13 protein-coding genes are annotated in these 13,121 nt (G+C 27.9%); 3 read left to right on the top strand and 10 right to left on the bottom strand.

Features of this window, described 5'->3' with window-relative positions; translation table 11 throughout:
• The first annotated feature begins 18 nt into the window (after positions 1 to 18).
• The 3 genes from ACJJVK_RS10385 to ACJJVK_RS10375 all read left to right on the top strand — a co-directional run bounded on the left by ACJJVK_RS10385 (position 19) and on the right by ACJJVK_RS10375 (position 2,050).
• Complete coding sequence (locus tag ACJJVK_RS10385; RefSeq protein ID WP_405565818.1) at positions 19 to 705, top strand: GNAT family N-acetyltransferase; 687 nt, start codon at positions 19 to 21, stop codon at positions 703 to 705.
• A gap of 150 nt (positions 706 to 855) precedes the next feature.
• Positions 856 to 1,419, top strand: a complete 564-nt coding sequence (locus ACJJVK_RS10380) for a TetR/AcrR family transcriptional regulator (RefSeq protein WP_405565816.1) — start codon at positions 856 to 858, stop codon at positions 1,417 to 1,419.
• Positions 1,420 to 1,492: 73 nt separating this feature from the next.
• Positions 1,493 to 2,050, top strand: a complete 558-nt coding sequence (locus ACJJVK_RS10375; RefSeq protein WP_405565815.1) for a carboxymuconolactone decarboxylase family protein — start codon at positions 1,493 to 1,495, stop codon at positions 2,048 to 2,050.
• Between the two features lie 80 nt (positions 2,051 to 2,130).
• Here the strand turns inward: ACJJVK_RS10375 and ACJJVK_RS10370 are convergent, their stop codons facing one another.
• The 10 genes from ACJJVK_RS10370 to hemB form a co-directional block, all read right to left on the bottom strand.
• Positions 2,131 to 3,498 (bottom strand): dihydrolipoamide acetyltransferase family protein, encoded by a 1,368-nt coding sequence (locus ACJJVK_RS10370; protein ID WP_405565813.1) that lies wholly within the window; start codon positions 3,496 to 3,498, stop codon positions 2,131 to 2,133.
• 659 nt (positions 3,499 to 4,157) lie between these two features.
• Positions 4,158 to 5,744, bottom strand: coding sequence for a tetratricopeptide repeat protein (locus tag ACJJVK_RS10365; RefSeq protein WP_405565811.1), 1,587 nt, complete (start codon positions 5,742 to 5,744; stop codon positions 4,158 to 4,160).
• A gap of 179 nt (positions 5,745 to 5,923) precedes the next feature.
• Positions 5,924 to 6,826: an oxygen-dependent coproporphyrinogen oxidase gene (gene hemF, locus ACJJVK_RS10360; RefSeq protein WP_405565809.1), complete on the bottom strand. Its 903-nt coding sequence runs from the start codon at positions 6,824 to 6,826 to the stop codon at positions 5,924 to 5,926.
• On the bottom strand, positions 6,826 to 7,668 hold the full coding sequence (locus tag ACJJVK_RS10355; protein ID WP_405565807.1) for a hypothetical protein: 843 nt from the start codon (positions 7,666 to 7,668) through the stop codon (positions 6,826 to 6,828). Before ACJJVK_RS10355 ends, hemF begins: the two co-directional genes overlap by 1 nt.
• A gap of 246 nt (positions 7,669 to 7,914) precedes the next feature.
• Positions 7,915 to 8,673, bottom strand: a complete 759-nt coding sequence (locus ACJJVK_RS10350) for an EI24 domain-containing protein (RefSeq protein WP_405565805.1) — start codon at positions 8,671 to 8,673, stop codon at positions 7,915 to 7,917.
• 10 nt (positions 8,674 to 8,683) lie between these two features.
• A complete protein-coding gene (locus ACJJVK_RS10345) occupies positions 8,684 to 9,169 on the bottom strand; it encodes a DUF6973 domain-containing protein (RefSeq protein ID WP_405565803.1) in 486 nt (161 codons plus the stop codon).
• A gap of 169 nt (positions 9,170 to 9,338) precedes the next feature.
• Positions 9,339 to 10,367: a uroporphyrinogen decarboxylase gene (hemE, locus tag ACJJVK_RS10340; protein ID WP_405565802.1), complete on the bottom strand. Its 1,029-nt coding sequence runs from the start codon at positions 10,365 to 10,367 to the stop codon at positions 9,339 to 9,341.
• 167 nt (positions 10,368 to 10,534) lie between these two features.
• Positions 10,535 to 11,824, bottom strand: coding sequence for a glutamate-1-semialdehyde 2,1-aminomutase (gene hemL / locus ACJJVK_RS10335; protein WP_405565800.1), 1,290 nt, complete (start codon positions 11,822 to 11,824; stop codon positions 10,535 to 10,537).
• A 22-nt stretch (positions 11,825 to 11,846) separates the two neighbouring features.
• Positions 11,847 to 12,152 carry a hypothetical protein gene (locus ACJJVK_RS10330; protein ID WP_405565799.1) on the bottom strand — a complete coding sequence of 102 codons (306 nt, stop codon included), beginning with the start codon at positions 12,150 to 12,152 and terminating at the stop codon, positions 11,847 to 11,849.
• 1 nt (position 12,153) lies between these two features.
• Positions 12,154 to 13,119 carry a porphobilinogen synthase gene (gene hemB / locus ACJJVK_RS10325; RefSeq protein ID WP_405565797.1) on the bottom strand — a complete coding sequence of 322 codons (966 nt, stop codon included), beginning with the start codon at positions 13,117 to 13,119 and terminating at the stop codon, positions 12,154 to 12,156.
• Positions 13,120 to 13,121 lie beyond the last annotated feature (2 nt).

Below are 13,121 nucleotides of genomic sequence, written 5' to 3'. Positions count from 1 at the left end.
TTTTTAATTTTGTAAACAATGGTAACTTTAGAAGAGAAATTAAAAAATCCGGTTTGGTATTCTTTACAAGAAACACATAAAAAATTTCGAATAGAATTTGATGGTGCTTATTTCTACAAACCTGAAATAAATAATTTTGGTGCTTTTTTTGATGAAACTAAAACTGCTGATGCATCAAAAAAATATGCAGACAAAACTGAAAACTTCTTTTTTGTATCAGAAAATCAAACTCCAATAATAGATTCAGAAAAAATTACTTTATCTAAAAAAATTAATGGTTGTCAAATGGTTTTAGACAATTTGATTGATGTTAATATTACAGAAGAAATTGTTTTATTAACTGATAAAAATATAGAAGAAGTTTATAATTTAATTTGGTTAGTAATGCCAGGATTCTATCAAAAAAAAGGATTTAAAATGGGCAATTTTTATGGTATTTATAAAGATAATAAATTAGTTGCTATTTCTGGTCAAAGAATGCAAACTGACCATTTTATAGAAATAAGTTCTGTTGTTACACATCCAGACTATACCAAAAGAGGTTTTGCAAAACAACTTATCTATCATACATCAAAAGAAATTTTAAAAGAAAATAAACTACCTATTTTACATACCAATAAAGGAAATCCTGCAATCGGAATTTATGAAAAACTAGGTTATAAACTTACTAGAGATATGAATTGGTGGTTGTATACTAAGAAGTAATTTTTATTAAAGTATCTCATCAAAATAAACTAATGTTATAAATTTATACAAAGTATAAAAACACAAAATTTTGTTAAGTTTTATTATAACAAAGCTTAATATTTTTTTATTTCTAACCAATTGTTTAGTTTTGTAGCGTAATTAGAAATAATGGCAAGAAAAAAAGCATATAATGAAGACGTAGTCCTTGAAAAAGCGATGAATCTATTTTGGAAAAATGGATACGAATCTACATCTATGCAAATGCTCGAAAAAGAAATGGGCATTAATAAGTTTTCTATTTACTCTAGTTTTGGCAACAAACGTGGTCTTTTTCTTGAAAGTTTAAAAGGCTACAATAAAAAACTGAATTCAGTTTTTGAAGATTTAAAGAATTCTAAAGCAGGTATTGACGGTATTAAACATTTTTTTTACAATTCAGTTAACATTTGCAAACTAAAAGGATACCAAAAAGGCTGTTTAGTAACCAATACTTATAATGAATTTTCTAACAAAGAAGATGAAATTATTAACGAACAAATGAATTCTTTTATGAATAATTTAAAAGATATTTTTATTGAAAAGTTAAGTTTAAATTCTATTAAAGACAGAGAAACTATATTAAAACAAGCTAATTATTTACTTTTAGCAAAACACGGTTTATCTGCAGCATCTAGAGTAAACAGCGACAAAGAAATAGAAGATTATATAGAAATGATTTTTCAAAATTTATAAAACATTTTTTTTAAACTAAAACTAAACGATTGTTTAGATATAACACGAATTAAAACAAGTAAAAATAAAAATTATGACAACATTAAAAATTCACAATTTAGAAACAGCTCCAGAAGGAAGCCAAAATTTATTAGAACAATCCTTAAAATCTAATGGAATGATTCCTGGTTTACATGGTGTATTAGCAGAATCTCCAGAAATATTAGAAGCATACCAAACGATTCATAAATTATTTACAAACACTTCATTTAATAATGATGAATTAACTGTGGTTTGGCAAACAATTAACGTAGAACACGAATGCCATTATTGTGTACCTGCACATACTGCAATTGCAAATATGATGAAAGTTGATAGCGCAATTAGTGACGCTTTAAGAAACAAGACTGAATTACCTACAGAAAAATTACAAGCATTACGCAATTTCACATTAAAAATTGTTCGTAATCGTGGGCACGTTAATCAAGAAGATTTAAACACTTTTTATGCTACTGGTTATGGTGAAAAACAAGTATTAGAAATTATTTTAGGTTTATCTCAAAAAGTAATTAGCAATTACACAAACCATATTGCAAATACGCCTGTAGATGCTCCATTTCAAAAATTTGCTTGGGAACCAAAAACAGTTTAATTGATAAAACTTATTTATCAAAAGAATAAAAAAAAAAGCGCTTAGTATACTAAGCGCTTTTTTTTATTAAATAACTATATTTAGAATTCTTTATTTACATCCCAAGCTTCAAGAGTTTCTTTTAGTGTTTTAATAAACATTCCTCCTAAAGCACCATTTACAACTCTATGATCGTAAGAATGTGATACAAACATTTTTTGTCTAATACCTACGTAATCTCCTTCTGAAGTTTCTATAACAGCTGGTACTTTTCTAATTGCTCCTAAAGCTAAAATTGCAACTTGTGGTTGATTAATAATTGGTGTACCCATTACAGAACCAAAACTACCAACATTGGTTACAGTATATGTACCCTCTTGAACTTCATCTGGTTTTAAAGCATTATTTCTGGCTCTATTTGCTAAATCATTTACAGCTGATGACATACCTACTAAATTTAGTTGATCAGCATTTTTAATTACTGGTACAATTAAATTACCATCTGGTAAAGCAGCAGCCATACCTAAATTAATGTTTTTCTTTTTTATAATTTTATCACCATCAACAGCAATATTAATTAAAGGATACTTTTTTATGGTTAACGCAATTGCTTGCATTAAAATTGGTGTAAAAGTTAACTTCTGACCTTCTCTTTCAAAAAATGCATCTTTAACTTTATTTCTCCAATTAACAATATTTGTTACATCTATTTCTATAAAAGATTGTACATGTGCAGAAGTTTGTACTGAATCTACCATATGCTTGGCAATCAGTTTTCCCATTCTACTCATTTCAATAATTTCATCACCTCCATTTACAGAAATTGTACCGGATTTTTTAACTGGTTTTTCTACTTTAGGCTTTTGAATTGTTGCTATTTTCTTTTCTTGAATAGGAACTTGCACTGGTTTAGATTCAGATACTGGTACTGATACTGGTTTTGGAACTTTAGTTACTTTATTTTCTATATAAATAAGTATATCACTTTTAGTAACTCTACCATCTTGACCTGTGCCTACAATAGCATCTAACTCCTCTATAGAAACACCTTCTGTTTGTGCTATATTTCTGACTAAAGGTGAGTAAAATTTAGTAGAATCAGGAGAGTTAGTTATAGGTTTTGCAACAGTTTCAATTGCTTTTTCTATTATTTTTTCTACCTCTACAACCTTTGGAGCTGGAGTTTCTTTTACAATTACTGGCTCTTGTTTAGTTGGTGCACTACCTTTGTCTGTCTCAATAATTGCAATAGTTTCACCAACAGCAACAACAGTATCATTTTCAAATAAAATTTCAACTAAAGTTCCTTCTACTTCAGATGGTACCTCAGAATCTACTTTATCTGTAGCTATTTCTACAACAGCTTCATCAAGTTCAACAGGGTCTCCAACTTCTTTTAGCCAAGAAGTTATGGTTGCTTCTGCAACACTTTCTCCCATTTTTGGTAATTTTAATTCGAATCTTGCCATTTATCCTGATTTTACAGAGCGTAAAAGTACTAAAAATGGTTGATTTTATTATCATAAAACACAACTAAAAAAGTATTTGCTAAACTTTAACTTTGTATTTTCAATAATAAAACATACAATAACAATCACATTTTTATTAATAAAATGATTTTTAAAGCTTTTAAATAAAAAATAATCAATAATTTTATTGCAAATTAATCATCTAACAATTTATATTATTTAAAATTCACTAATACATAAATGTTAGTTTTCTAGTAGTTAAGATGCTTTAAATAAATATAATGATTTTCTAAATCTGTTATTAATAAAGTATAATCTTCTCTAATTTTATAATATATACTATTATCTGAAAAGTTATTTATAACAAAAAAAAGTAGCTTTTTAAAAGCTACTTTATAAATAATTTGTTAACCAAACTAATTGGGATAGACAAATTGTTGAGGGGGGGATAGTTTTATTTTTCATATTGATAGACACAAATATAATTTTAAATAAAAACAAAATCACTTAAAAAGAGTAACAAATAGTAACAGTCCTGAAATTTAAAAAGTGACAAAAAGTGACAAAAAAAACCTATACAACTGTTTTACAGGTTTTTGATAAAAAACAAAAGTAATAAAATTTCAAATTTTTTGGAATTACAATATCTTCCTTAACAATTAAAGTATCAGGTTTTGAATAAATCTTTCAAGTTTTTGATCTTTTGGAACATTCATTTTTTTTCGTATTCTATAACGAATAGCCTTAATTGCATCTGAATTTGAATTCCTTATAGATGCTATTTCTTTTATTGACAAATTTAAACGCAAGAGAGCACAAACCTCTCTTTCTGTCTTAGTAAGGTCTTTGTATGCATTAATTAATAAACTATCAAATCCATCGTTTACAGAACCTATTTTTTTCTTCAATAAAGTTAATTTACTTTCTATTGTAATTTGTTGTTGAATTTTAAATGATAAATCTTTTATGTAACTTTTTACCGCTAAAGATTTGTTTGATTTTCTTTGATTTTTTAATTGCATTAAAAGCTGCTTTAAAAACTCTAATCTCATGGAATTGTCTGCAACTAAACTTTTTATTTCTACTTCTGCTCCTTTAAACTTTTCCGCTAAAACTTCTTTTTTAATCTTTTCCTTGTCTAAATCTGCTTGTATTATTTTATTTTTATTAACTGAATTTCTATGAAAAAGTAATAACAAAGGAATACCTAATAATAAAAAAACAGAAATTAGACTTAAATATAACTTTTTATCAAAATCTTGTTCTTGTTTTAAAATTTGTAAATTTTTATTTTCAATTTTAAGCTTACTTTGAAGTTCAGTTTCTTTTAATGTATTTAATATTTGTGATTTAAAAATGGAGTCTGAATAAATTTTATGTTTTTGGTGATATAAATATGCCTTTTTATAATTTTTTAAGTCATAATTTACTTTAGCAAGTGAGTTATAAGATTTAGACAATCTTATCTTTAAATTTTCCTTTTCAGCTATACTAATTGCAGAATCTAGATATATTGAAGCAATCTTATAATTTCTCATTTTAATATAAGCAGCAGCAATATTGTGATAATTTACAGTAATTAATAACTGGTTATTTTCTTTCTTAGCATATTGCAGAACTAAACTTCTTAAACTTATAATTTCTTTGTATCTACCTTGTTTATAGTAAGTATTTGCCAAATTGTTATAAACATTATAAACTCTATCATCTCTGTTTAATATTTTAAAAATATTTAATGCTTTTTCATAAAAATAAATTGAAGAATCTAATTTTTTTTGCCTTGTATAATAATTACCTAAATACAAAAAACCTTTACCTAAATTTTTTTTATCTCCTTTTTTAGTAAATTTAAACGCTTTTTTATAATACTCAAATTCCTTTTTTTCTTGTTTTTTATACCTATAGACATAAGCAATATCAAAAGTAACAGATGCTAATCGTTCAAAATCATTAGTTTTTTCAAATATATCTTTTGCTATATTTAAATATCTTAAACTTGTACTTAGATTCCCTTTCTTCTTCTCTATTAAACCTAGTTTAAACAAAGCTCTACCTTTCATAGTATTACTTTTATCTTTATTTAAAGACAAGGCCTTAGCATAAAAGTATTCTGATTTAGCAATGTTTATATTGTAAAAGAACTCTCCACACTCATATAAAAACTTTATTTTTTCTTCATCAGTTTTTATTAAGTTTACAACTTCTTTTTTAGCTGTAAAAACAGAATCTAAATCTTGGGCATTCACAGTTAAAGAAGTTAGAAATAAAAAAAGTATAATAATTTTATAGAACATTGTAAAATATCTTTCTCTTAAGGAAAAGAATACCATAGAAGACTAAATTACTAAAAATTAGTATTAAAACTGTAAATATCTAAACAGAATAAAATAAAAAAGACAAAACTCACTGTTTTGTCTTTTTATTTTTAAACCCAATCTTTAGGCTTTTCTAAAACTCTAACAAGTTTTTCTTCTTCTGAATTTTCTTCTGGTTGATGATTATATTTCCACTGAACAATAGGTGGTAAACTCATTAAAATACTTTCTATCCTTCCATTAGTTTTAAGTCCAAACAAAGTTCCTCTATCATGTACTAAATTAAACTCTACATACCTTCCTCTTCTTACCTCTTGCCAATCTTTATGTTGTTTTGTAAACTGAATGTCTTTTCTTTTTTCTACAATTGGAACATAACTTTCTAAGAAACTATTGCCAACTTCCGTAACAAAATTGAATCTATCTTCTATAGAAAACTCTTCAGTTTCTTTTAAATAATCGAAAAATAAACCTCCAATTCCACGAGCTTCGTTTCTATGTGAATTCCAGAAATATTCATCACATACTTTTTTAAACTTCGGATAAAATGTTGTGTTATGTTTATCACAAGCAGATTTACAAATGGTATGAAAATGAATTGCATCTTCTTCAAACAAATAATAAGGCGTTAAGTCTTGACCTCCACCAAACCATTGTGTAACAATATTTCCATCTTCATCATACATTTCAAAATAACGCCAATTTGCATGAACAGTAGGTACAAAAGGATTTTGAGGATGCAAAACCAAACTTAAACCACAAGCAAAAAAATTGCCCTCTTTTACTTTAAATTGATTTCTTAACGCTTCTGGCAATTCTCCATGTACTGCAGAAATATTTACACCCCCTTTTTCGAAAACTGCACCATTTTCAATTACACGAGTTCTACCTCCACCACCTTCTTTTCTTTGCCAAATATCTTCTTGAAATTTAGCTGAACCATCAACTTCTTCTAATTTAGCAGTTATGGCGTCTTGTAGGTTTTCTATGTATTTGTAAAATTTGTTTTTCATTATTCTAAAATATTCAACGAGTTATTCTTATAATTAATAGCGATTACTTTATCTAAAAATAATTTATTTCCAGTTGTACCTATAACTTTTATTCCATCAAGAAAAGTATCTTCCATTGGTCTTGTGCTGTAGTGGATTTTATGTTTTTTAAAATTCATATCCATAAGATAAATATCTTCTTCTATAGTAGAACCATAAACATCATAATATTTCCCAAAAGAAGAAACACTTAAAGTATCTTTATTACTATTTCTTTTTACTTTATCCCAAATAGTTTTATCACTTGTAAGTAATGAAAAAATACTTGAACCAGTATCAAACATAACATAAAATGAATTGCCTCTTATTTTAATAGGCAAATGAACTCTGTTAATATAATCTAAAATAAAAGGTGTACTTTTTTTAATTCTAAAATTAGAAGGTATTTCTTCTAAAATTGCGATTCTTCTAGAAGAATAATCCATTATAAGAATTTTATTTTTTAATAAATCTACGCCTAAAGTTCCTAAATGAATTCTACTTGTATTAAATTGTTCTTCAGTAAATGTTTTTCCTGTGTTTGGGTAAAACAATACTTTTTTTTGAAGCACTACAGTATCCTTAAATTTTAAATTTAAATCAGTTAACGCTAATTTTACAGGTAAATTATTTAAGTTTCTATTACCTGATAAAGTATCAAGTTTTTTTGACAGTTTTGTATTATTTTCTATAAAAGATGAAATTGTGTTTTCTTTAAAAAAACTTTCTGCTCCTGTATCAAATTGTGCTGAAAAACGGTTTGGAAAACTATCTATTTTAAAATTGAGAAAAATTGCAGCTTTTTCAAATTTATGTTCGCCCATATTTAAGGGAACCCAACTAAAATCTATCCAATAAGATTCTCTATTAGAGCAAGAACTTAAAAAAAACAATAAGCTTAAAATAAAAATTTTATAAATGTTCTTCAATTTTTCGTTTATTATTGCCTTTTAATATACCTACAAGATTTTGAAAACCTTGCAGGAAGTTTCGAACTTCCTTTCTAATTCTGTATTGCTAATGTGGAATTACAAAAACTCTAAAAGTTTTACATCCTTATAATCCAGATATTATTTTTCATAAACCAACTCGTGTTTATTATGCAATAACTTTAAAGTCTTAGTTGATGCTGCAGTTACTGATAATGGCAAGACAACTATAATTCCGATAACAGGTATTAATAAAAACAACATAAATACAATACCATTACCAATGGCAAAACCTTTGTTTTTACCCACAAAATCTACACTTCCTTTATAGTCTAAATGACGTTCTAGGGTATAATCCATATTACCAAAACCTGCATAATATGCTTGTACTAGAAATAATAAAATCGTAGAAAAGATATTTACTATGGGTATGAATTTAAGCAATAAAATAGGTACAGAAATTAATAATTCTTTTGCTAAATTTCTGATATTTAAGCGTAAACCTCTTATTAACTGTTCTGTGTTAGATGTTTTACGATGCAAATGTTTTACATCTCCATAAAAATGTTTTTCTATTTTTTCTGAAACAGGACTCATAAATGGTGCTGATAATGCCATTACAATATGTTTATAAAGTATTAAACCAATTATTAAGACAATTACACCACCAACAAAATTACTGATTCCAGAAAAAATTTCTTTTCCCCAATCCCAAATCCAGATTTTAGCAATGAAACTACCAACATTGTCTGACAAAGCATAGGCTTCTATACCAATTAAAACTGCAGTAACTAGACTAATTAATACAGGTATTATAAAGTATTTCCAGAGTTTTAACTTTGAAATTAAATCGAAAGCGCCTGAGTATTCTTTAATTCCTAAAATTATATTCTTTAACATAGTAAATTATTTAGTCTTCCAAAAATACCAAATTATCAATTTTATCTAGAATAGTATCTGCATTAATTTTTACAGCGCTGTCTAATTTTTCAATTAAATATTCTTCAATTGCTATTATTGATTCATTTTTTAGAGTCGCAAACCATTTTCTACCCAATTGATTATTTTTTAAATCCATCTTTTGGGCTAAAATTTCATTAGGAGAAAAGTCTTCATGCCAATCTGTAATTTGCTTTGTCCAAGTTAAAACTTGCTCTATATCTGAGCTAAACTTTAAACATTGTTTGGCTATTAAAATATTCCAGAATGCGTGACGAAAAGCGTTTGCTTTATTATCGAAATTATGAATATTTGGAAATCTTTTTTGAGCGATTCTTAACGTTTTTACAGTTGCTCTAAAAGTAGCATACATAAAAATAGGATGCTTTAAAAACCACCCAAAAAGAACAATTACTTGCTTGAAATTTAGGCTTTTTATGATTTTCCATTTAGACATTTCTGTAATAATTATTTTTGAAAAGCATTTACTTAATTATTAACTCTAAAAGTTAGCAAAAAGTGCGTTAGCGATTGAAATGACATCCTTTTTGCTTTTTTGCAAAAAGATATAATGGAAAGCGCGACTTTGTTTTTTTTCAAAACAAAGTAACGCCCAACTACTTATTTTATGACGCTTTGTATTCTTTTACTGCATCAACAAATGCTTTCGCATTTTCTAATGGTATGTTTGGTAAAATACCATGCCCTAAGTTTACAATATATTTATCTTTCCCAAATTCATTAATCATTTGAGTTACCATTTTTTTGATTTCTGCTGGTGGAGAAAACAATCTTGATGGATCAAAATTACCCTGTAAAGTAATATTACCTCCTGATAAATAACGTGCATTTCTTGCAGAACATGTCCAATCTACTCCTAAAGCAGAAGCACCTGATTTAGACATTTCATTAAGCGCAAACCAACACCCTTTTCCAAAAGCGATTACAGGTGTAATATCTTTTAAAGCATCAATAATTTGCTGCATATATTGCCAAGAAAATTCTTGATAATCTGTTGGAGACAACATACCTCCCCAAGAATCAAAAACTTGAACAGCGTTTACACCAGCTTCAACTTTTGCTTTTAAATAGGCAATTGTAGTGTCTGTTATTTTTTGCAATAAAGAATGTGCTACAACCGGATTTGTAAAACACAATTCTTTTGCTTTGTCAAAGTTTTTAGAACCCTGACCTTGTACACAATAACAAAGAATTGTCCAAGGTGAACCTGCAAAACCAATTAACGGAATTTCATCATTCAATTTTTCTTTGGTTGCTTTAATAGCATCCATTACATAACCTAAAGAATCTTGAATATCTGGAATAATTACTGAATCTAAATCTTTTTGAGAACGAATTGGATTTGGTAAATAAGGGCCAAAATTTGGTTTCATTTCCACTTCAATATTCATTGCTTGTGGAATTACCAAAATATCAGAAAATAAAATAGCTGCATCCATTCCATATCTTCTAATTGGTTGTACAGTAATTTCTGATGCTAATTCTGGAGTTTGACAACGAGTAAAGAAATCATATTTATGTTTGATTTCCATAAATTCTGGTAAATATCTACCTGCTTGTCTCATCATCCAAACTGGTGGTCTATCTACTGTTTCTCCTTTTAATGCTCTTAAAAATAAATCGTTTTTTATCATCTTATAGCTTTTGGCTATTGGCTTTTAGCTTTTGGCTTTGGCTTTTAGCTATTTATCTTTATTGTATTTATTAATCATTTTACCTTCTATAGCAATCAGATCAAAAATATTTTTTTAAAGTTTGAAAGTAGTAAGTTTAAAAAGTTACTTTCTTATTTTTATTTCTTTTAACTATTGGCAACTGCATTCATTGCTTTATCAACTGCATTTGCAATAATCTTAATATCCTTTTCTGTTAAAGCTGATGATAAAAACCAAGCTTCAAATTGACTTGGAGGTAAAAAGACTCCATTTTTTATCATTTCCCAAAAGAATACTGCAAACTTTTCTGTGTCTGATGTTTGTGCTTCTTCAAAATTAGTCACTTTTGTTTTTGTGAAAAACGGATTTAACATAGAACCAAATCTGTTTACAGTTAAATCTACATTGTATTTTTTAGCAGTTTCTAACAAAATCACCTCAATAATTGCTCCAATTTCTTCGAATTTATCATACGGATTTTGTTTTTTTAACTCTGTTAAGGTTGCTATTCCACCAGCCATTGCAATTGGATTTCCAGACAAAGTACCTGCTTGATACATGCCTCCTAAAGGTGCAACGTTTTCCATAATTTCGTTTCTTGCACCATAAGCGCCAACAGGAAAACCACCACCAATTACTTTACCTAAACACGTAATATCTGCTGTAACACCTAATAATTCTTGAGCTCCACCAAATTTAGAACGAAAACCTGTCATTACTTCATCAGCAATTAACAATGCTCCTTTTGTTTCTAAATACTCCTTTAATTCTTTTAAGAAATTATTTTGCGGAATTACGACTCCCATATTACCACCAACTGGCTCAATAATTACACCAGCAATATCATTATGCTCTGCAAAGTGTTTTTTTACACTTTCTAAATTATTGTATTCTGCAATTAATGTGTTTTTTACAGCGCCTTCAGGTACACCTTTAGAACCTGGTAAACTTAAAGTTGCTAAACCAGAACCTGCTGCAACCAAAAGTGCATCTTGATGCCCATGATAACAACCAGAAAATTTAATGATTTTATCTTTACCTGTAAAAGCTCTTGCCAAACGAATACCACTTAAAACAGCTTCTGTACCAGAATTTACAAAACGAACTTTATCCATTTCTGGAAAAGCATCACAAACTATTTTGGCTAATTTAATTTCATTTTCTGTTGATGCTCCAAAAGAATACCCGTTTTCTAAGGCTTTTGTAACTGCTTTTTGCACTTTTTTATGTCTATGACCCAGTATCATTGGCCCATAAGAAAGTACTAAATCTACATAATCATTACCATCAACATCAGTAATTTTAGTTCCTTTTGCTTTTTTGATGAATAAAGGGTTTCCACCAACTGATGAAAATGCTCTAACAGGAGAATTTACTGCTCCAACAAGATTTTTTAATCCTTTTTTGTATAATTTATTTGATTTTTTGAAATTCATTTTTTTTGCTTTTTCTAAAAAATTAAATTCTGTAGCCTACATTTATACCTTCTACTTTTAAATATTTATAAATTTTACTTGAAGGTTCTTTAAATTTTTTGCTAAAAAACTTTAAAAATAAGGCTCCAGCACCAATTAATAATCTTGTTTTCATTTCTGGAATAGCTGCTTCAATTAAGAATTTATCTTTTCTCTTAAAAATATCAACTCCACTATATTTTGTTTTTTTAACAATAATACAATCTCCTGCTAACTTTCTATTTCCAATTCTATATTCATATTCTGGAAATTTATTTTCGAGTTTAACTTTTAATTGCTCTAGACTCATCTTATTGTTTGTTTAAAATCCTTGCTGCTTCTTTTGCAAAATAAGTAATAATAATATCTGCTCCTGCTCTTTTCATTGAGAGTAAACTTTCCATCATAACTCTATCTCCATCAATCCAACCTTTTTCTGCAGCTGCTTTTACCATTGCATATTCTCCACTTACATTGTAGCATGCAATTGGTCTATCAAAATTATTTTTTAAATCTCTAATGATGTCTAGATAAGACAAAGCTGGTTTTACCATTAAAATATCTGCTCCTTCTTGATCATCAAAAGTGGCTTCTCTTAAACCTTCATCTCTGTTTGATGGATCCATTTGATATGTTCTTCTGTCTCCAAAAGTTGGTGCAGAATCTGCAGCATCTCTAAATGGCCCATAAAATGCGGATGAATATTTTACAGAATACCCCATAATTGGCAAATTCACAAAACCTGAATTGTCTAATGCTTGACGCATCATATCAATTGTTCCATCCATCATTCCAGAAGGTGCAACCATATCAACTCCAGCTTTTGCATGAGAAATTGTTTGTTTTGCAATGTTTACTAAAGTTGCATCATTATCAACATCATTGTCGCAAATAATTCCACAATGACCATGAGAAGTATATTCGCAAAAACAAACATCAGTAATTACGTATAAGCATGGGTAATTGGTTTTGATAAAACGAATGGCTTGTTGCATAATTCCATTATCGTTCCAAGTTTCTGTACCTTCATCATCTTTATTTGATGGAATACCAAATAATAAAACAGCAGGAATCTTTAAATCAACAACCTCATCCAATTCTTTAGAAATTTTATCCAAAGAAAAACGTTTTATACCTGGCATAGAAACGATTTCTGTTTCTATATTTTCTCCTTCTTCAATAAAAAGTGGATATACAAAATCATCAACAGAAAGTCTAGTTTCTTTAACTAATCTTCTAATTCCTTCGTGTTTTCTAAGTCTTCTTGTTCTAAACATAA

The organism is Polaribacter sp. Asnod6-C07, from assembly GCF_045063625.1.
Classification (GTDB): domain Bacteria; phylum Bacteroidota; class Bacteroidia; order Flavobacteriales; family Flavobacteriaceae; genus Polaribacter; species Polaribacter vadi_A.
The sequence above is the reverse complement of the archived record's forward strand: the minus strand, read 5'-3'. Positions and strand labels throughout refer to the sequence as shown.